Annotated in this window: 21 protein-coding genes; 5 read left to right on the top strand and 16 right to left on the bottom strand. The window is 38.0% G+C overall.

Translation table 11 applies throughout. The annotated features are described in order from the left end of the window. Positions 1–10: 10 nt before the first annotated feature. Entirely contained in the window at positions 11–871 is an 861-nt protein-coding gene (locus tag ACFP65_RS05195; protein ID WP_379916563.1) for a hypothetical protein, read from the bottom strand. Between the two features lie 173 nt (positions 872–1,044). Here ACFP65_RS05195 and ACFP65_RS05190 point away from each other — a divergent pair, with 173 nt between their 5' ends. After that, the gene (locus ACFP65_RS05190) at positions 1,045–1,878 is read left to right on the top strand and encodes a MurR/RpiR family transcriptional regulator (RefSeq protein ID WP_379916561.1); all 834 of its coding nucleotides are present in this window, start codon (positions 1,045–1,047) and stop codon (positions 1,876–1,878) included. Between the two features lie 323 nt (positions 1,879–2,201). On the opposite strand, the gene ACFP65_RS05185 is transcribed toward ACFP65_RS05190, so the two are convergent. The 8 genes from ACFP65_RS05185 to ACFP65_RS05150 all read right to left on the bottom strand — a co-directional run bounded on the left by ACFP65_RS05185 (position 2,202) and on the right by ACFP65_RS05150 (position 9,587). Beyond that, the gene (locus ACFP65_RS05185; RefSeq protein WP_379916559.1) at positions 2,202–2,720 is read right to left on the bottom strand and encodes a DUF1456 family protein; all 519 of its coding nucleotides are present in this window, start codon (positions 2,718–2,720) and stop codon (positions 2,202–2,204) included. Between the two features lie 126 nt (positions 2,721–2,846). Beyond that, positions 2,847–3,410: a hypothetical protein gene (locus ACFP65_RS05180; protein WP_379916557.1), complete on the bottom strand. Its 564-nt coding sequence runs from the start codon at positions 3,408–3,410 to the stop codon at positions 2,847–2,849. Position 3,411: 1 nt separating this feature from the next. Then, complete coding sequence (locus tag ACFP65_RS05175) at positions 3,412–4,179, bottom strand: hypothetical protein (RefSeq protein WP_379916555.1); 768 nt, start codon at positions 4,177–4,179, stop codon at positions 3,412–3,414. Positions 4,180–4,353: 174 nt separating this feature from the next. Continuing rightward, a complete protein-coding gene (locus ACFP65_RS05170; RefSeq protein ID WP_379916553.1) occupies positions 4,354–5,154 on the bottom strand; it encodes a hypothetical protein in 801 nt (266 codons plus the stop codon). A 210-nt stretch (positions 5,155–5,364) separates the two neighbouring features. Beyond that, the gene (locus ACFP65_RS05165) at positions 5,365–6,720 is read right to left on the bottom strand and encodes a YjiH family protein (protein WP_379916551.1); all 1,356 of its coding nucleotides are present in this window, start codon (positions 6,718–6,720) and stop codon (positions 5,365–5,367) included. A gap of 400 nt (positions 6,721–7,120) precedes the next feature. Continuing rightward, positions 7,121–7,462, bottom strand: coding sequence for a hypothetical protein (locus tag ACFP65_RS05160; RefSeq protein ID WP_379916549.1), 342 nt, complete (start codon positions 7,460–7,462; stop codon positions 7,121–7,123). 146 nt (positions 7,463–7,608) lie between these two features. Next, positions 7,609–8,412, bottom strand: coding sequence for a metallophosphoesterase family protein (locus tag ACFP65_RS05155; RefSeq protein ID WP_379916547.1), 804 nt, complete (start codon positions 8,410–8,412; stop codon positions 7,609–7,611). Positions 8,413–8,675: 263 nt separating this feature from the next. After that, complete coding sequence (locus tag ACFP65_RS05150) at positions 8,676–9,587, bottom strand: phosphate/phosphite/phosphonate ABC transporter substrate-binding protein (RefSeq protein ID WP_379916545.1); 912 nt, start codon at positions 9,585–9,587, stop codon at positions 8,676–8,678. Positions 9,588–9,785: 198 nt separating this feature from the next. On the opposite strand from ACFP65_RS05150, the gene ACFP65_RS05145 reads away from it, so the two are divergent. After that, positions 9,786–10,454 carry a cyclic nucleotide-binding domain-containing protein gene (locus tag ACFP65_RS05145; protein WP_379916543.1) on the top strand — a complete coding sequence of 223 codons (669 nt, stop codon included), beginning with the start codon at positions 9,786–9,788 and terminating at the stop codon, positions 10,452–10,454. 30 nt (positions 10,455–10,484) lie between these two features. After that, positions 10,485–11,327, top strand: a complete 843-nt coding sequence (locus ACFP65_RS05140; protein ID WP_379916541.1) for an SDR family NAD(P)-dependent oxidoreductase — start codon at positions 10,485–10,487, stop codon at positions 11,325–11,327. Here the strand turns inward: ACFP65_RS05140 and ACFP65_RS05135 are convergent. The 4 genes from ACFP65_RS05135 to ACFP65_RS05120 form a co-directional block, all read right to left on the bottom strand. Further along, entirely contained in the window at positions 11,322–11,900 is a 579-nt protein-coding gene (locus ACFP65_RS05135; RefSeq protein WP_379916539.1) for a uracil-DNA glycosylase family protein, read from the bottom strand. The two genes, ACFP65_RS05140 and ACFP65_RS05135, sit on opposite strands and share 6 nt — an antisense overlap. Positions 11,901–12,067: 167 nt before the next feature. Next, the gene (locus ACFP65_RS05130; RefSeq protein WP_379916537.1) at positions 12,068–13,045 is read right to left on the bottom strand and encodes a Gfo/Idh/MocA family protein; all 978 of its coding nucleotides are present in this window, start codon (positions 13,043–13,045) and stop codon (positions 12,068–12,070) included. A gap of 41 nt (positions 13,046–13,086) precedes the next feature. Then, positions 13,087–13,527: a heme-binding protein gene (locus tag ACFP65_RS05125; protein WP_379916535.1), complete on the bottom strand. Its 441-nt coding sequence runs from the start codon at positions 13,525–13,527 to the stop codon at positions 13,087–13,089. Positions 13,528–13,556: 29 nt separating this feature from the next. Then, positions 13,557–14,570, bottom strand: a complete 1,014-nt coding sequence (locus tag ACFP65_RS05120) for a Gfo/Idh/MocA family oxidoreductase (protein ID WP_379916533.1) — start codon at positions 14,568–14,570, stop codon at positions 13,557–13,559. Positions 14,571–14,779: 209 nt separating this feature from the next. On the opposite strand from ACFP65_RS05120, the gene ACFP65_RS05115 reads away from it, so the two are divergent. Then, positions 14,780–15,664 carry a MurR/RpiR family transcriptional regulator gene (locus tag ACFP65_RS05115; protein WP_379916531.1) on the top strand — a complete coding sequence of 295 codons (885 nt, stop codon included), beginning with the start codon at positions 14,780–14,782 and terminating at the stop codon, positions 15,662–15,664. A gap of 39 nt (positions 15,665–15,703) precedes the next feature. Here ACFP65_RS05115 and ACFP65_RS05110 read toward each other — a convergent pair whose 3' ends face one another. Continuing rightward, positions 15,704–16,711 (bottom strand): tRNA dihydrouridine synthase, encoded by a 1,008-nt coding sequence (locus tag ACFP65_RS05110; protein WP_379916529.1) that lies wholly within the window; start codon positions 16,709–16,711, stop codon positions 15,704–15,706. 341 nt (positions 16,712–17,052) lie between these two features. Next, positions 17,053–18,576: a glycoside hydrolase family 43 protein gene (locus ACFP65_RS05105; protein WP_379916527.1), complete on the bottom strand. Its 1,524-nt coding sequence runs from the start codon at positions 18,574–18,576 to the stop codon at positions 17,053–17,055. A 234-nt stretch (positions 18,577–18,810) separates the two neighbouring features. Here ACFP65_RS05105 and map point away from each other — a divergent pair, with 234 nt between their 5' ends. Beyond that, positions 18,811–19,551 carry a type I methionyl aminopeptidase gene (gene map, locus ACFP65_RS05100; RefSeq protein WP_379916525.1) on the top strand — a complete coding sequence of 247 codons (741 nt, stop codon included), beginning with the start codon at positions 18,811–18,813 and terminating at the stop codon, positions 19,549–19,551. 67 nt (positions 19,552–19,618) lie between these two features. Here the strand turns inward: map and add are convergent, their stop codons facing one another. Further along, complete coding sequence (gene add / locus ACFP65_RS05095) at positions 19,619–20,614, bottom strand: adenosine deaminase (RefSeq protein ID WP_379916523.1); 996 nt, start codon at positions 20,612–20,614, stop codon at positions 19,619–19,621. Between the last annotated feature and the right edge of the window lie 256 nt (positions 20,615–20,870).

Raw genomic sequence — 20,870 nt, 5'->3', positions numbered from 1 at the left:
TGCAGATCGTCTAGTTGATGATGTTTCTGTTTTCTCGGTTACTCATGATTTTCCAAATGATTAGAATGGAGACTAGAGACGCGACGATCAGACTGATCATCATGAATAAGATTTCGTTTTCGACAGCAAAGGCCCATTCAAAGGATGGTGCGAATTCCGATTCGGAGAAGGCTTCAGCTACAAAAGCGACGAACGCAATCACGACTGCGCCAACCATAAATCTCGGTGTGATGATATCACTGATTGGAACATGCAGGTCTTTTGTTTTTGGTTTCATTCCAAGTAGTGGTTCGATTTTTCCGTACAATTTAGGCACAAGGTACATGGTTGGAATCATCGCAAACAAGATTCCAGAGAACAAGACATCATTCAAGAAGGCGAATCCTTCGATGGCTACAATACTTTCAATCAATCCTGGAACAGCTTCAAGTTCTTCAACACCAATCCAGACTTTACCGATATCAACAGCCATACTAATAAATTGGTCAATGATCACGGCGAGTAACGCTGCAAATCCAACCATGAATTTGTTGGATGGGTCTCTAACGATAATACCGGCTACGTATAACGCCAAAACAAGTCCTAGAAAGCTTTCAATCTCTCCGAGTGCTTCAAACTGTCCAAGCATAATTTCTCCGAAGATGATTCTACCAAGCGCTGCACCCACAGCTGCATGTAATGGATGGAACAAGATTGCTAATGATAATGGAATAAATAAGAAATATTCAACTTTGAATTCAACTAATCCAAATTGTAGTTCCGGAAGTAATTCTGATACCATTGTTGCCATGCCAAATAGTGACATCGATAAAATAAACACCATCATTTTCTGTTGTTCTGTCAGCACGTACCGAGTTTTTAATTGACCCATTTTTTATCCCTCCAATTTAAGTTCTAAGCACACTATACCGTTCGATTGTTAACTTCAAACCTAAATTGTGTAAATTGATTGTAAAAATTATATCACTTATTATAAAATGTAATTTTTCTTACATTTTAATGTTATACTTACATTACAAGCTGATATAACAGGAGGATAACCATTTGAAATTTGATTGGAATACATTGGAAATGACAACTTCCCAGCAGAAAATTGCGGAGTATGTAGAGCGTAACTTACAGACGGTTCTACTTTCTACCGAACAAGAACTAGCCGATACATTGAGTTTGAGTATTGCTTCCATCTCACGCTTCTGGCGTTCTACTGGCTTCAAGAATATGAAAGATTTTAAAAAGAAAACGACCCAACAGATGACACCGACACCTGCCAAAAAGATCGAGACGATTTTATCTCAGTCCTCTGAAGCAGAAGGCTTATCTAAAAATTTTCATACAGTGATGAATCATCTAGAATTTACTGCAAAGCAGTTTTCAGAAGAAACCTTAACTGAGGCTGCTCAACTAATCAGTCAATCCAATAAAGTCTATATTTATGCCCAAGGTTCTTCAGTCGGACTTCAGGATCTTTTATACTTTAGATTAGCTCGCTACGGATTGTCTTTACATAAGATGGTCAATAGTGGAAGTGAACTACTTGAAGATATGATTCATTTAAAAAAAGAGGATGTCGTGATTCTGTTAGCCTTCGGTCGAAAAGTCCTTCCCGAAGAAGCCGTTATTTTTTCCGAAGCTAAAAAAGTTGGCTATAAAGTCATCGCTGTGACCGATCAGCTTGTTTCTTCTATCTCAGATCAAGCAGATATCACCTTGTTTGGGAGCCGCGGAGAACCATGGGAATTTCACTCTATGGTTGCCCCCACTTTGATGATCGAAATGCTCATTATTGCCATTAGTTCCTATGAAAAAGAAACCAACTTGAACCAGCTGGATAAGTTGCACGAATTGCGTAAGCAGTATAAAGATGTGCTCCCGAGGTAAAAAATTCTTAAGGAGAGTATGATTGATCCAATCAATATTGGCTATGAATAGAGGTATTTGGTTAGGCCTTTTATTCTGACTATCCTAAAAAGTCAGTATGCGTTCGAATTGAAGTACAAAAGGGTAAAAAATGGAACGCAAACAGTGGATGCGTTCCAAAAGTGGTTTGATTATCGATAAATTTAACCCTAAGCATCTGATACGTTCAAAAATCGGTTCGACTATTCATACATTCGAACGTAAACGTCAAATTCTGCGGATAAAAAAACCAAAGAAATTGTACCTTAATACAATTTCCTTGGTTTTATTTGTTTGAGGACTAATTATCCTCTGTATCTTAAAGCTAGACCTTTCAAAAAGTTTCTAGCATAGCGGTCGCCACATTCTTTGTAGTTTCGCTGTCCTTCTTTTCGAAGAACGGCACTCAGTTCACTATTTGAAATGTAAACACCGGCTTCATCTAAAATATCTAGCATATCATCACTAGTTAGTGTTAAAGCAATTTTCACTTTTTTCAGCAAAACATTGTTTACGCTACGATCATTCTTGATCATACTTTGATGTTTTTTCGACTCGCCTGAACTTTCTTCTTTTTTGCCGCGTTTGAATACAATCAGTCCATTAAGAAAAGCTTCCAAAGTTGCATTATCGCACGCTTTGACGTACTCATTTTCGGTATGCTCTTCTTCGGCGTCTTCTTGATCTTGTTTTGTTTTTTTTAAGAGTTGTTGGATGTCTTTGACCGTTACAACTTTGTCTCCCAGTTTGAAAATTTCTACCATGTCGTTGTCTTTAATATCCAAAGCGTATCTTAATCGAACCAATCTATCATTATTATTCATTGTTTCCTCCAATGTCTCTTGTCTACAATGCTTCTCCTATTAGCTGAACTCTACCGCACATTAATACTAGTATACATTCTTAACTAGTGACAAGAAAGCTTCAAATCGACTCTTGTCGTTTCACGGCTAAGTTTCGTTCTCCAAAAATGTCGTTCTGAAATCGCTCAGTGTAAAAAGAATCATTACTCCTGCTATGAAGGCTAGCATATTTCCTACAAGTCCCACAATTTGAAAGTAGTTTGTATTTGCTGTTACACCAATCGTCACACCACAGATGCCTAAGCCCATTAACCATAGAAACACTTTATCTTTTCTTACAAATTTTTCAGCAACTTCGTCTAATTGTCTTCTTTCCAGTCCATTGATCCCCATTACAAACACGTAGTGGACTGTAGTAAATTCCAACAACATCAAAATACTTTGATAATATTGATAAATCAGCGTTGAATAAACATCTAAGTTTAAAAAGTGCTCCATAAACGGTAAAATGATCGTCAATAAAACGAGTAATGCGGTGCATATTCTAGGGATCAAATAACGTCTTTTTTTCGTCTCCGCCTCTATATCATAATATCCGCAAAGGAAAATCAAATAGCCCACAAATGCTGGAAACACTGTGAAGAAACCAACTGTGATATTCACATGTGCAAGAATCAGTCCCCAAAAAAGGAGCTTATATCCAGAAACCATTTTACTCCGCCTCCCTTATTTTTACATAATCGTGGACATCCCAGAAATCATAAACATGATCTTCGCTGATCACTGAACTGATTTGCTGGGAAATCTCTTTTCCTTCTTCATCCGTAAGGATAGCATCGAACGCAACGTTTATTTGAGTAAACTCAGTCAACTTGTCTTCATGACTTTTCCATTCTGAAGTAACGACTACTGAAGAATCTGGAAGGAACGTCATTCCCTCTACTTCCCTAATCGGCACGCCATCAATTTGAATATCTATCAAATCCTCATAATCTTCTATTTGATTTATTCTAGCGTCAGTCAGCGTAACTTTCTCGTGTACCTCAAATCGGTTTTCAAGAAGCCCTTCAAATAAAATCGTTGAGTACATTTCTAGCGGTCCTTCTTCAGGCTCACTGTGCTTTAGATGAATTTCACCCAAGTCCACATTCGTTTCACTTCCATCTGTAAAGTAAATCTTTGCTTGTTCGAGCACCTTGTCTCTGTCATCAACTTTTTCGGAAGCATCATAAACTCTGAACCAGACTTCTTTCAAACGATAAAGGTCAAAGTGCTTTTCATTCATCCTCACCTGTGTATTGTCCCATTCGTTTATTACGCCCAATGCAGGAATTTCTGCTCGAATATCAGGATGATTTGGAAATACTATCCTACTAATTTCGCTAGTGTGGTCTGGGTTTGTCAGGTAAGATAGCTTAATCTCATATTTACTTTCCTGATCCCCAGATTGTATCGGCCACTTTTCTTGATCGGTTTTCAAAAAAAGTGGTTCCTCCATGCGAAAATAAGCACGTCCTGTATACCCGATTATCATTAATCCACTAATTAGACTAATGAAAGTGATAAATAAAATATGGTTCTTTTTAATAGTACCGCTCCTCTTATACAATAAATCATTAGTAACTATTTCTTTGTTTTTATTCCAAACTCTTTCTTATTCATTCGTTTTTCCTCTATTTTTTACATAGCGATAAAGGTTTCTGAAGTTAAAGGAAGTTCTTTCTTTTCTAATCGAAAACAATGATCGAACAGACTCCTTACCTTCTTCATCTATCAGTGTAATATCCGGAGAAAAATCCACAGAAACGAACGTATCTGATTGATCTTCTCCACTTTTTAATTCAGTGCGAAAAAGTATCTTTTCATTTTCTTTTAATACAGACCCCTCAAATTCTTCTAGCGGTTTTTCTTGTAACTTCACTTGAAGATGGTCTTGATAATTTTCCATTCGGTTTCGATTAATATCTTTCAACCTAATTGTTTTTGATACGCGGTATTGAACTTCTCCTACACCATCAGCGTAATGCTCTAGTGTTCTTTCTAAAAATGACTCTTCTATATCATTTTTGGTTTTCAAATGAAGCTCGCCAAGATCTGACAAGGATTCTGTCCGATCACTGAAATAGATCTTTGCTTGCCTTAAAACGCGTTCTTCTTCGTTTCGATTTTCGCTTGAATCTCTAAGTAAAACGTACACTTGTCTAACATTGTATGTCCCATATGTTGATCCACTATGTATTCGATCATACGAACCCTGATTTAAATTATCCGAATAATTCACTTCAGAAACAACCGCTTGAAGATCAGGGTGTTCTGGAAATTCGATTTGTTCAACGACAGTATCGGTATCATCGTTCGTTATGTATTCTAATTTAAATCGATATTCTCTGTAGGCTTCTTCTGATTTATAATAAATTTCATCACGATCGTATTTCAAGAATAATGGACGATCCATCTTTAAGTAGTTACGTCCTGCGAGGCTAAGTAGCATGAACCCCATAACCACACTCATCATTGTGATAAACAGTCTACGATTTTTATTAATAATAGCCCTCCTCTTAAAAAACGGTAACATAAAAAAATAGCTCAAACAATAAAAAATCAAGCATGGCTGAACTGTACCTTAGAGGACAGTTCAATCATACTTGATTTTAATTTAATCTATTTAAAACGAAATGATATTCATCGCTACCAGAATATTGGTTAACAGGACTAATAATGGTAAGGAAATAATCGTTCTGAATAAGAAAATTTTCAAAATGTCTAAGAAGTTTAGACCAATTTTTGTTTTCACTAGAATCATACCCGTCTCTGACATAAAAACAAGTTGTGTAAAAGCCAGTACACCAATAAAGAATCTAGACGCCTCAGAAGCTGAATCTGTGATAAATAATGCCGGCAAGTACATGTCTGCAAATCCTGCTAGAGAAGCAGGTGCCATTTGTCTTGCAACCTCCGTGCTATATCCAATGAAGTCGTATACGTAAACGAGCGGTGCACTAATAATATCAAAGATCGGTGTATATTCTGCTAAGATTAGAGAAAATGTTCCAACAGCCATGATGATCGGTAGAAAACCTACAAATATACTGATCACATGTTTCAAAGCTTCTACAATAGCCTCTCCAATTTTAGTAGATTCCGCTTGTTCAAGGGCTGAGTCATAGGCATGTTTCAATGTTGATTTGCCTTCGGGAACATCCGCTGCTTTTGGTTCTTGATTCTCATAATACGTTCTTTTGAATTTTTTTAGCGGTAAACGTGCCGTAATAAACGCAATAATAAGCGTCACTATAATGATCGATCCATAAAATATTGGAAAGATCGACCCGAAACCTAACTCTTGCGCAACCGCTGCCGCAAAAGCGATTCCTACAATCGAAAAACTCGTTGAAATGATGTAGGCTTCTCTTTGACTATAGTAGCCTCTTTGATATTGGGTGTCCGTCACAACAATACCGATCGTCCCATCTCCAACAAAAGAAGCAATGGCATCAATCGTAGAGTACCCGGGAACCTTGAACACTTTCTCCATAATCGGTCCAAGTAAAACACCCATAAATTCCACGATTCCAAAATGCGTTAATAACGGAAGAGCTAATATCCCAACAAAGAACGTGATATAAAGCGTTGTTAGTAAGCCACCATCTCCTGCCATCGTTCCTCCAGTTCCGCCGTCTAAAATTGCTTGTCCTATAGCGAACTGTTCAAACCACCTATTGATAACCATTAAGTAAAGAAATGATCCTACAATTCTTAAAAAAACGTTCAATGGAGAAGCTTTGAAAACCGAGTTTAGATACTCACTTTTCGAAGTATAAAAAGTAAAGATGATTGTTCCAAGTAAAACAATCCAAGAACACGCTACTGTAAACAAGATAAATGCGTCAAAAATCTGAGTATTTACAAAGGTTACGATGTGAGAAATCAGTATACTACTCTCGCCATTAATCGTGAACGGTACTAGAAAAAATATAAAGCCAAGTAATGATAACAAAACAAATTTTAATTTAGTGGCCATTTCGTTGGAACCTCCTATTTTAGTCGATTATTAGCGTAGCATATATACAATTTAATCACAATTATATTCTATTATTATACAAAAATAAGCTGTATAAATGTATATTAAGCGGTTTATAATGAATAATTTTTAATATAATCTATAGTTGAAGATATTTCTATTTCCTTTACGATATTATTTATATCCTTTAACTGGCTAATTCTTACTCTCATCCTCAATTCCATGTTAATCAGTACATTTTACAAATATTCCATCATAAAACAATGAACTCTAATTATAAATGTTATTATATAAATACTTTCTAAAGCGATAAAAAGACGTCGATAAGTTTACTCATCGACGTCTCCTATTCTGTCTTAATTAATCAATATGTATTTTCGACTCTTTAAATATACACTCATTACGCACTCAAAAGAAAAATACAGAAACTAGCAAAGCTCAATATCAAACTCGCACGTAGGACGATAGTAGTCCCTTTGTAAAATTTAGACAAATTAATAAATCTGATTCTTACTGCCAGAAATACTAGCGCACAAATCATTGCAATAATGAAAATAACTCTAATCCCAAGTGTATTGCCCAATACTGGTTCTAAAAAAGCTGTTGCTGTTTGCAATATTACAGAATACCAAAAAATAGCATATGCAATTCTATTTATTTTATTTGTCCGATCTAATTTTTTATATAATATCGCACCCGATATCATACTAACTGTCGTTACTAACTCTGTTGTTAAATCCATCATAAAACCCTCACATTCTAATGATTAGTATTTTACTATATTTTCTTCCAAATTTCTAACCCTTTTTGTCTGACTCGAATAGAAGGAATATTGGAAAATATAAAAAATCCCAAAGTCAGCGCTCTCGCTCGAACTTCGGGATTTTTTTATTGATTCATATCGACTATCTTCAACTGTTTTCCTGTTGAGATTATTTGGTGTTCTGTGTGTTTAATTTGACCGTTTTCGATTTGATAAGTGTTGTAACCATATTTTTCTTCAAACTGAATCCGAAACTCCCCTATCTCTTCTCCTACAAAAGACATCCCTACAACCGTGAAATACGGTACGTTTTCAACTTTTGTTTTATAAGCATGATGCGTATGTCCACTTAGAATACACAGTGTATTGTTGCCTTGTAGTCTTTCTAATACTTGCTTACCTTCTGGCAGACTTGGGATAGAGCTTTGCTGCTCTATTAAGTGGTGATGTGTCACCAACATTACTGGCTTATCCTGTGTACGCTCTAGCGCTTGGTCTAACCATTTCAGTTGGTTATCACTAACGTGTCCATTGGAATTCTCGTAAACGGCACTATCAAACGAAATAACATGAAAGTCTTCAAATGTTTCAATAAAATTATACGGTTCATCAGACGGTGATTCGTTTAGCCAGCCTTCTCGAAACTGTCTTTTGATGTCGTGATTTCCTAAGGTAACAATCACTTTCGTGTCACCGATGATCTTTCTAATCGCTTTTTTCAGGAATCGATAATCTTCTGCCTCTCCATCATCTGTTAAGTCTCCACTAATGATTAGAAGATCAATTTCCTGTTTGTTGCGAATTTCTTCCAGACACTCTGTAAGTGGAATAAGGGGACTTTGCATATTAGCCAACATCCCCTTGTATCCTTCACTGCTCTGTTCATAGGTTTTTCTGAAGTGGATATCAGATATGTGTACTATATTCATCTATACTCAATTTCTTTCCTCAAATTACGTAGCTAGAAACAACTATAAATACCGCCATGATCCCCATCAAGACGGTATTTATTCTACTCCACGTTTATACGGCACCTTGAAAAATCCTCTCAAAAACCTTTTAGGTGCACACTTTATCTTAGTTTTATATACATTCAGACCAGCCTCTACTCTGGCTGAAGATTCAGAAAGATCCTCTCAATGACTCTTTCTGAATCAAGCAATGGACGATCCTCTACTATCGATCATTACTTTTATTGGCCGGCTTTTTCAGTGTACTCACGAATAGTGTCATACGCTGAGTCAGCCGCTTCCTCATACCCTTGGTGCCCCCATATAGCCATAGCTTCCGAGCCTTCTTCTTCATCTTTCATATTCAAGAAGACTGATTTGATTTCTTCTTTCAAATCTGCGTCCATATCTGGTTGCACAGCGATCGCATCGTTTGGAATATCGCCTTCAGTTAAATAAAGGACTCTTAATTCCTCGAACAGGTCATCTTCCGTAAAGAAAGAAGCAAATACATTTCGAGCACCTTCAAATACAAAAGCAGCATCGGCTTGTTCGCTTAGCACAGCTGACAGTTCGCTTGGAATATCACTGACTGTCGTCATGGTCACTTCATTCGTCGGATCGATTCCGACTTCTCTCATCTCTGCAATTGGATAAATGTAACCACTTGCGGAAGTCGGACTTAAAGTGATGATATTCTTGCCTTTTAGATCTTCTAGAGATTCTATATCACTATCCGTACGAACCAGGATTTCCCCTTTGAATGTGTTTGTCAGTTCTCCTTCTAGCGGAAGGCCGGTTTCTTGATCGTAATCCCCTAGTTGTGAAGTCAGTATCGCTTCAGCGCCATCTGTTTCTCTCGCCTGAACATAAGCGGCTGGTGGCATGATACCGATATCGACCTGCCCGGAATCCATTGCTTCTACAATAGCGGAATAATCTGTTGCTACCGTAACTTCAACATCACGATCTAGTTTTTCGGAAAGGTAGTCTGCAAATGGCTCTGATTTTGCTTCCATCGTCCCATCATTGTTCGTTGGTACAAATTGAACCACGAGCGCATTATCTGCTTCATCCCCTGAGTTTCCACATGCTGACAGTACTGCTAATAATGACAAACCAACCAAACCTTGTGCTAATCGCTTGAACGCCATTCTTTTCTCCTCCTGCTTGAACTAGTATCTAGTACTGTTCTATCATAACAATTTTCAGGTTTTCTTGAAGTGACGCGTGTCACATTTACATTATTTTTACATACGTTTAACACCTGTAATCCACCTTCGTTCGCATTGTGGTGCATAACTGAATCCTTTATAATAAAAATAAAACCAATTTGAGGAGTTCTCATCTCAATGATTAAACTGAATCGTGATGAACAATTAATAGATTACATCAAACAACATAACCTACAATCTTATATGGATACAGATCTTTTATCTATCGCCAGTCTTTATACATTCGATAAAGATGAACACTTGATTCAAACAGAAACCAGCTCGGATTACCTTTATTTTCTGGTCGAAGGCACAGTGATGATTTACTCTTATTCATCTGATACGCAAAACATTTGTATCGATTACTCTCATCCCGCTACCTTGCTTGGAGAAGCTTCCTCTCTATGGGAAATGACGCCTCAAAGTAATGTAAAAGCAATGACGTCTTGTGTCTGCTTGGCCATCAGCTTGAAGCAGTACCGCCAGACTCTTCAAAATGATGTCAAATTTCTTCAAAGTATCTGTCAAATATTGAGTTTTCGACTGAATTCTGGGGTTAATCTGGCCAACTCTCTGACCGAGCCAGTAGAAACTCGCCTTGCAAAATTCATTTTAGAACATGAAAGAGACCACACCTTCGCTTACCAACTAACCACTTGTGCAGTTATCTTGAACGTGAGTTATCGACATTTATTGCGTACCATCACAAGTTTTCGAGAAGCACAGATCATAGAGAAACACAAAAATCATTATACAATTTTGGATTATAAAGCGTTAGAAGAGTTGTCGAGTACTGTAAGTCTTTAATGGTCAATTCATTATTATAGGAGGAATCGTATGTCTGAATCTATTTTAGCTATCACTGGTCCAACTTCAGGAATTGGTCGAGGCACAGTCAAAGTTCTCGCGTCAAAATTTGATCGCATACTTCTACTTTGTCGGAATCTAGAAAAAGGAGAACGTCTGAAAAAAGAACTGTTAGAGGCCAATTCCTCGGTATATGTAGAACTCATTGAATGTGACCTGAGCGACTTAGCTTCTGTCAAAGCGGCTGCGGCAACGATCCGTGATCGTTATACTTATATTGACTGTCTCATCAATAATGCTGGTATGGTTTCTACAAGTAGAAAGAAAAGTGTAGATGGCTACGAATTGATGATGGCCACGAATTATTTAGGTCCTTTCCTACTGACACACGAACTATTGCCGTTAGTAGAGAATAGTCTACGCAAACAGATTGTGATCGTTTCATCCGGAGCCTATAAATTTGTTCCAATGAAAGAACCTTTCTTTAATCCTAAACACTTTGATCCGATTACCGGTTATGGTCGATCTAAACTCGGCACCCTTTATCTCGCACAGGAATTACATGAAATGTACTCCAAAAAGGGGCTCAAAGTCACTGCCGTTCATCCTGGAATGGTGTCAACGAATATCGGGAAAAATAACGTAAGCCAAAAAGTAGGCAATTTGATCTTCGGCTTATTGTCTCCATTTTTTGTAACAATCGAACAAGGCAGCCAATCAGTCATTTCGGCTGTTGAACAACCTGAAATATATGCCGGTGTCTATTCAGATGAAGGAACGGTCACAGCTGTTAAAAAACACGGAAGCGATTTCTTGATGCGTCGGAAATTCATTGACGCTACACTCGAAGAACTCGGTTTATCAAACTTATAAGACGATTGCGACCAGCTTTCTGAGCTCTGGCACGACTTCTTCCACAAACCACGGGTTTCTGTTCAACCATCCATGATTCAATGGCGAAGGATGCACGAGCGGTAAGTATTCTGGCAGATAACGTTCAAAATTTCTGACGGTTTCTGTTAATGTCTTTTCACGCCGCTTGCCTAAATAATATTTTTGAGCGTATGCTCCAATCAGAATAATCGTTTCCAGCTTTGGCATCTCTTCCAGTAAACGAGGATGCCATTTTTCGGCGAATCCTTTGCGTGGTGGGACATCTCCAGATTTTGCCTTGCCCGGATAGTAAAAGTCCATAGGTAGGTGAGCGATTTTGTCTGTTGTATAAAATTGTTCTCTAGTGATCCCCATCCAGTCACGCAAACGGTCTCCACTAGGATCGTTCCAGAATAACTGTGTTTCTTCTGCTTTTCGGCCTGGCGCTTGACCGACAATCGCAATTGTGGCATCTCTTGAGGCTTTGAATAAAGGGGGAACCCCTCGATCCGTAAAGGTTTGATTTAAAGGATCTTCCATGATTTCTTGTTTAATTCCCTTGAATATTGTCATTTAGACAGACACTCCCCTTTCTTTTTTTCTAGCATAACATACTCTGATTTTAGAATGGAATCACGCGTTTTAGCATCTTTACCCACTTGTACACAAAAAGCCACTCCCTTTTATTCCTGACTCATTGAATCAAGAATAGATAGGAATGGCTTTTTATATAATCTAGCTTAGCCTAATGAAATACCTGCGTGTTGTAGTGCTTTTTCGACGATACTCATCACTTTTTTACTATGGTCTAGTTGTTCTTTTGCAAATTCAATGTCTTGATTCTTGATGATTTTATCAAACACTTTGAATTCTTCGTACATTCTATGTGGATGTACTTTATGGTCAACCAATTCTGCTTCTTCTTTGTAGATATTCTTTTTGTAAGAATCAACAATATTTGTCGAACCTTTTACGATAATAGATCCTTCTGTTCCTTGAATGGTAGACTGGATTTCTGAAGTAGAATCTTTAGCACCAATACAAACAACTTTTGTATTAGGATACTCAAGTACCAGCGTACCGGAAGTATCAATTCCTCTTTCAGTATTTGCAAAGTAATGAACGGCTTCTGGCTCGCCAAATAGTCCAACAACAAAGTGAATGTTATAAATATTGATATCCATTAAGGCGCCTCCACCCATTTTAGGGTTGAATGCTGGAAGAACCGTGCCTTCTTTAAATAAATCATATCTTGAAGAATATTGAGAATAGTTACATTCCACTAATTTGATATTTCCTAGTGTTTTCAATTCTTCTCTGATTTCTTTGTAGTTAGTCAAATATTGGTTTGTGATGGCTTCTACAAGAATCAGATTTTTGCTTAAAGCAAGAGCTTCTAGTTCAACTAGCTGATCATAACTTAATGTAAATGGCTTCTCACAAATTACATGCTTCCCTGCTTCTAATGCTTTCTTTGTAAACATATAGTGCAAGTGATTCGGTAAAGCGACATAGATTGTATCAATTTCATCATTTGACAAGCACCCATCAATGTCTGTATAGATGTGTTCAATTTTATAGGTGTCTTTGAATTCTTCCATATTCGGCAAGTCTGTTTCAGTTCCCATAATTCCTTTAAGTTCGATTTGTGGTAAATCCACAACCATACTCAAAAAATCTCTAACAATCATTCCAGCGCCTAAAATACCTAATTTCATAAATCATTCTCCTACTTTTCTTCTGACCATTTGGTCTATATTTATAATGCCATTCTCTTTTTTAATACTTGAATAATAATGTCATGATCATCTTGATGATCTAATCCCGATACACAGATTGCACCTTTAACGATTCCTTTTTCGATGATTGGGAATCCTCCACCACAGACCGCATAGCGTTCATCCGTTTGCCACTCTTTGTAGCGGTCTTCTGATTCGCTTTTGTAGAAAGTCCATAGAGAACTGTGTCCACTATCAAGGACAGTCCGTGTTTTCCGGTCGAGCCATGGACTTTCTTTTCGCCCATCCATTAGATAATGCAAAATTACTTTCTCGTTATAATAGATTTGAATCCCAACCGGTTTTGGGTAATGCTGCTTCACGTAATCAGAGATTTCTTTTGCAATTTCCAATGCTATCTCGTGATCAAATGTATCAAATTGTAATTGTTCTTCTTGCTCTATGACTTTTTCTAATGTCATCTCTTTGACAACCTTTCTAAGAATGCTTTCTATTTTAAGTTCTGAACACCGGTCTCCAGCATTTCTATTTGAAGAATCGTCTCACTATCTTTGATGACTTTCTCTTTCCCATTCACAATTACTTCGTAAATATCTTCATACACTTGGCTGTAATCGCCGACTTCTGAAATGACTTTTTCCTCATGGTACTGACCTTTATCATCCATATATGTCAAAACGCCATAATGTTCGGGTAAATCGATCCCAAAGTCTTCGTGATCTGGCATATAAAATACTTTGAGATGCTCTTCTTGTCTATCTTTAGTATGTTTGACGAAGACACCTTTCTTACCATATACGACAAAACTTGGTCGCTCCTTTAAACGGAAGTAGCTGGATTTCACAGACACTTTCAACTTGCCATAGTATAAGTCCAAATCAAAGTAATCATTCATTCGGCCTTCACCTAAAAGCTGACGAACATCGTAATGTACATTGTCCGGCTCACCAAAATAAGAAATGACCTGATCCAATGTATGGCAGCCATGTCCATAAAGGTAACTTCTTTCTTTAGAGAAATTCACATTCTCAGGTACTTCTGGTCTGTAGTAGTCATAATGCATTTCCACTTCTAGAAGATCTCCCAGCACGCCACTTTCAATAACTTTTTGAGTTGTTAAAAAGTCTGAGTCATAACGTCTGTTCTGATAACACTGAACGACTAGTCCTTTTTCCTTTGCCAGTGCAAATAACGTACGCGCTTCTTCAGACGTTTCTGTGAACGGCTTTTCAACAAGTACATTCTTCCCATGTTCCAGTGCTTCTTTGGCTAGATTGAAATGGGTCTTCCCCGGTGTAGAAAGAACCACTAACTGGATTTCAGGATCATTGTAAATATCGTTGATATCCACTGTATACTGTACGCCTTCAAGCACTTCCCACTCCTGTTTCCCGGATGGTGAATAGATTGTTTTGATATTGATTTTATCTTTTAATTTTGTAGAAAAAGGTAAATGATAGCGATTTGTGCTCTTACCGTTCCCTACATAAGCAATCGTCAGCATGTTTTGCCTCCTCTATTGTGATTACCTTTATTATAGAGGATTCTCTTTTGATTCGAATGCTTAGGCTCTATTCTGGTCGCTTTTGCCATTAAAGTTTCTAATCCTCTGAAATCGTTAAACATTTTGTTTAGAATAATTTCGTATGAGTCGGATAGTGCTTTTATAGTATACTTAAGGTAGCCAGAAAACTCTGATAAAAAGGTGAACCTATGTTATTAATCGATAAATTAAAGCGCCAAAAGGGATTGACCCCTACGGATAAACAGATTGCGAATTATATTCTAGAAAATATGACATCGATTCCTTCTTTAGGAATTGAAGAACTTGCAAAACAAACCTATACCTCACACTCTGCTATCGTTCGATTCTCAAAGAAGATTGGCTTTGACGGATATAAACAATTTCGACTAGCGCTCTCTGAAACGGTTTATAAGGATCTACATCAGCTGGGCAAAGTTGATGCCAATTTTCCTTTTGACGCGACCGATACCACCAGTCAGATTTCCAAGAAAATGGCTGATCTTTCTATAGAAGCTATTAGAAAAGCTTCTGAACAATTGGATGCTGATACGTTGGATACGGCTGCAGAGATGTTCACGAGAGCGGACAGAATTTTTCTGTTTGCCCAAGGTGATTCTCAGATTCGAGCCCGCAGCTTCCAGAACAAAATGGTTAAACTTAACCGCTTCTTGATGATTGCAGAAGAATATGCTGATCAAGCCTGGAATGCGGCGAATCTTTCTAAAAAGGATTGTGCTGTCTTTATTACCTATGGTGCAAAAATTTCTCAATATGACCGATATATCAAGTATTTCGCCAAAGCGGGCATTCCGACGATTCTTCTGACAGGTAATCCGACTTCTTCTCTGCATAAATTAGTCGATTTATCCATCATTGCTGCCCAAGATGAGTATGATTTTTTGAAAGTCGGTACGTTTTCGTCCCAAGTAGCTTTTGAATACATTTTAGATACGCTGTTTTCTGTACTTTATGCTAAGGAATATCAGAAAAATCTGATTAACTTGAAACAAAAGCACGGTATCATTGAACAAGGTGCCTTGGCAGAAATATCTTCCCCTGATGATTTAAACTAAAAAAATAAACTTCGCTCATACAGTGAGCGAAGTTTATTTTTACTGTTCTACAGTGACACTTTTATTTTCGTCTTCTAATACATCTTGATGGCTTTCTTCATATACATCCAGTAGTGCACGGACTTGGTCGGTCGTTGTCGTTTCCATCAACTGAACTCTTAAATCACTTGCACCTTTCATTCCGCGCACGTAGATTTTAAAGAAGCGACGTAATGGTTTAAACGATCTACCGTCTTCAACTGAATATTTATCAAACAAGTCCAGATGCATTCTCAAAAGCCCTAGTAATTCAGCACTACTATGTTCTCTTGGTTCTTTTTCAAAAGCATGAGGATTGGTGAAGACACCTCGTCCGATCATCACTCCATCGACTCCGTATTTTTCTACAAGCTCCAAGCCTGTTTTACGGTCAGGAATATCTCCATTGATTGTCAGAAGCGTCTGGGGTGCAATCTCATCACGCAATTCCTTGATTCCTGCAATCATATCCCAATGTGCGTCGTATTTACTCATTTCATTTCTTGTACGCAAGTGAATAGATAAATTGGCAATATCTTGCTTTAATAAGTGCGTCAACCAGTCGTGCCATTCATCCAGTTTTGCGTAGCCTAGTCTTGTCTTGACGCTGACCGGTAGTCCACCGGCTTTCGCAGCTTCAATCAATTCTGCAGCCACTTCAGGACGACGAATCAATCCGCTTCCTTTACCCTTTTTTGCTACATTGGGTACAGGACAACCCATATTAATATCAATGCCTTTGAATCCTGCTTTCGCCATATCGATACTCATCTCACGGAAATATTCAGGCTGATCTCCCCAGATATGTGCCACGATTGGCTGTTCGTCTTCCGTGAACGTCAAGCGTCCGCGTACGCTATTGCGACCTTCCGGATGACAGTAACTCACTGTATTCGTGAATTCTGTGAAGAATACATCCGGTCTACCGGCTTCGCTGATTACGTGCCTGAATACGACATCCGTTACATCTTCCATTGGTGCCAAAACAAAAAAAGGCTTTGGCAATTCATTCCAAAAATTATTTTCCATATTGAATCCTTAATTCCTTCCTTGATAAGGTCCACTATCCAGTTCCCATGTATGAAACGAGTCCTTGTGAACTCATTTAAACCAACTTTATCTATTTTATCTTTTACAGAGATTTTGTCAAATGTTCTTTCTGATATTTCTCTAGAAGATTATATTTACGAGCAAATTGCTAACAAAATGAAGCACACTTTCCATAAAAATCGTACTCTAATATTGATTGTAATCAAAAAGACCAAGAAGCTTTGTAAATGAATACAATTCTTCTTGGCTATTCTATCGTTTGAAATGCGTTAAAATTTTGTGCAATCCTTATCCTATTTAATAGAAGCTTTAAACTATCTTTATGCTTTTTTAGCTATTTTATAATCAAACCAATGGTATCGAGCTTGATTTTGAGTTTCAAAACCATTTGCTGTTGCATACAAGCCAAAGACGCTTCCCGTAAAGCCTCCAGCTACTTCAGTTGCGAGTAAACCACATTCACCTGTGCCTTCTAAAATGACCTCTCCTGCTGGCGATACAATTTCAAAAAGATACCACTCAGGATTCGCTGTTATTCGTAATTCAACCGTATCTTCTCCATACCCTACTTGATTTTCAATCACTGTTAATGAGCCGACTGTTTTCCTAAAAAAGGCCTCTCTTGTTCCGTTAACACTTCTTAACCCAATTTCATAATGAAAGTTTTCATTCGCAAAAATCGTCAAACCCGCTTCTTCAGAATTCTCAGGCTCAAATTGTAGAGATGTAGATACGATACAGTCAAAATGTTCTTGACGACGACCAATAAAAGTATGGGCTGCGGCGTCCCCTAAAGTTTTAGAAGAACCTTTTAAGCTCAAAACGCCTTCTTCAGCGTTTAATGTGTAATTTTCCTCAATAGGATTTCTTCTGAATATCCACTTCAAATCCCGTACGGGTTGATCAAATTCATCTCTTTCTTTCCAATTCTTGAGCTGTTCTGCTTGGATCCATTCACTTTCGATCTCCAAGTCAACTAGACCATTTTCTCCCACTACTGGCCAACCATCTTCCGTCCAAGTTACGGGCGCTAAAAATGTTTCACGGCCTAGATGATGCTTTTTAGGATATCCGATTGGTCTAATTGCTAAGAATACGGCCCACCAAGAGCCATCTGCTTTTTGGACTAGGTCCGCATGTCCCGTTGCTTGGATTGGATGGTTTTTGCTGCGATGTGTCAGAATTGGATTCTTTTCATAACTTTCAAACGGACCATAAGGATGGTCACTTCTGAGAATCGTCAGCATATGTCCATACTCTGTGCCACCCTCTGACATCATCAAGTAATAGTAATCGCCTATTTTATAAAGATGCGGTCCTTCAGGAAAGGCGCCCCCTGTTCCACCCGTAATAAATTTTCGTTCAGAAAGATATTCTCCCGTTTTGACGTCAATTTCTACTTGATAGATACCCGACTGCTCATCGTCACCACTTGTACCCGTTAAGTAGCAGGTTCCATCTTCCTCGAAAAAGAAAGAAGGATCAATACCTTGGCTATCTTTGAACCAAATTGGATCTGACCAGGGACCGGCTGGATCCGTCGCCGTCACAAAAAAGTTTCCTTTATCCAGGACATTCGTCGTCACAACATAAAAGACGCCATCATGATAGCGAATCGTTGGTGCATAAATTCCACAGGAACTGGGCGTCTCTATCAATGGTAGTTGTTTTGTTGTCGTCAAGCAATGTCCTATTTGTTCCCAATTCACTAAATCCGTACTATGGAAGATGGGAACCCCTGGAAAATATTCAAAAGAACTTGTCACTAAGTAGAAGTCTTCCCCTACTCTACAAATACTTGGATCTGGATAAAAACCGCTAATGATTGGATTATTGAACTTCATTGTCTGTCCCCTTTTTTAAATGATAACCCTACTTTAAATGTAATCGGTTTCTTTTTATATAGTAAGCATAAGCCTTTTTATAGTAAAATACGTGTATTTAACGACCTACCTCTTCCTCAAGTAAGACAGATTGGTCGATTATTGATGGATTTATGTTTCTAAAAGTGGTAAAAGGGAGTATGATTAAGGTAGAATGACTATTCAAACTTTTGAATGGAAGAAATGAGGATATACATGATTGCAAAAACTGAAGAAGACTATAATGGATTGAAAGAGATTGGAAAAATCTGCGGAGCGATTCGAGATGAATTGATTGCTCAGACCAAGCCTGGTATCACTACAAAAGAGCTAGACGACTTAGCTGGCAAGCGATTCGAAGAAGCTGGAGCTGTATCTGCACCAAAAGGAGTCTACGATTTCCCTGGTTATGCTTGTATCAGTGTGAACGAAGAAGTCGCTCATGGTATCCCTGGAGACCGCGTGATTAAAGAAGGCGACCTAGTGAATATTGATGTTTCCGGATCAAAAAACGGCTATTTCGCGGACACTGGTCTATCTTTCGTAGTCGGAAACGGCTCGGCCCTATCCACTAAAGTTTGTGAAGTAGCAAAAACGGCTTTTGAAGCAGGGCTTAAAAAAGCGATGCCTGGATCTACGACAAGTGATCTTGGAGAAGCGGTATACAAAACAGCTAAGCAAAACGATTTAACGGTTATTATGAATCTGACAGGTCATGGTGTTGGACGGTCTATCCATGAATCACCTAAACATATTTTTAATTACAAAAACAAATGGGATAACGTTCAGTTAAAAGAAGGGATGGTCATTGCCTTTGAACCGTTTATTTCTTCTTTCGAAGAAGAAATCTATCAAAAAGATGATGACTGGACTTTGGCTGTTGAACAAAGCAAAGTGGCTCAAATCGAGCATACCATTATCGTATCTGAAGAAGGACCCATTATTGTAACGCTATAATCAGAATGATTGAAACAGTAAAAGCATTAGCCTCAGGAATCTGTTGTTCCTAGCAGCTAATGCTTTTTTATTTATATTGACTCTCTATTTGCTCCATCAGCTTTTCCTTCAGGTCATCGCTCGCAAAAGAATGCTGAATACTATTTAATGTAATATCTTTCATTTCCTGAATAGTTATTTGGCAGTGTTCTACGCACAGTATCCATTCGTCAGTCAGCGTCGTACTAGATACGGTTCGGTTATCCGTATTAATACTGACAGGAATACCTTGTTCGAGAAAAAGTCTTAATGGATAATCTTCCCAGCTTTTTACGGCCCTTGTCTGAACGTTACTGGTAGGACACAATTCAAGCAAGACGTTTCTTTCTTGAACTTCTTTCAACACTTCAAGATCATTTTGGATAGCCACACCATGACCGATTCTTGTCGCACCTAAATGCATAGCCGTCCATACATTGTGGGCACATCCACACTCTCCAGAATGCATGGTGATCTGCAAGTTGTTCTCTCCCGCAGCTTTGACAGATTCCTGAACATATTTATTTGGATAATGTGCTTCATCTCCTGCTACATCGATACCCGCAACATAGGCATCTTTCAATTCGTACACATCTTTAAAGAGTTGGGTATTTTCTTTTTCTGAATCACTACGAAGTGCACAGATCAAAATAGTCACTTGAATTGAGAAGTTCTGCATGGCTTTTGCTACTCCGTTACTGACTGCTGTAATGGCTTGTTTTGAAGTCAGTCCCTTTGCTAGATGCAGCAGTGGTCCAAAACGAAGTTCAAGATAGTGTACATTTTCCTTATGCGCTTCTTCAATGACCGCATAAGCAGCTCTGCTTAAATTGTTTTCAGTTTGTAGTACAGATAAAATAACATCAAAACAAGAAAGGTAGTCTTTTAAGTTTTCACAATCCTCTGGCGCACTAACCTTATCCATCACCTTTTCGTCCATCCCTTGTTCACGGGCCATTTCTTTTAACAGTTTGACTGGAACAGATCCATCCAAATGGCAATGCAGTTCTACTTTAGGGAGCTTATGTATCTGTGTTCTATTCATCGGTTCCCTCCTGATATTTTTAATGATTATCATAACAGATTCATAGACCGATTAACAGATGTTTTTTGTTTTTTACCCTTTTAGCGTTCGTTTATTCTATCTTATCTTAGAAATTCAATCTTTTTAAAATGATTATTCACTACAAAAGCGAATAAAAAGAGGCTGGGACAAAAGTCCCTTAAAATATTCAAATACAAATAAACCCTGTAAGAATTGTGCTTTTTTACAATCCTTATAGGGTTTATTCTTGTTTATA

It is taken from the genome of Marinilactibacillus sp. GCM10026970 (genome assembly GCF_042660675.1).
In the GTDB taxonomy this organism is placed as follows: domain Bacteria; phylum Bacillota; class Bacilli; order Lactobacillales; family Carnobacteriaceae_A; genus Marinilactibacillus.
This window is presented reverse-complemented; position numbering and strand designations above follow the sequence as displayed.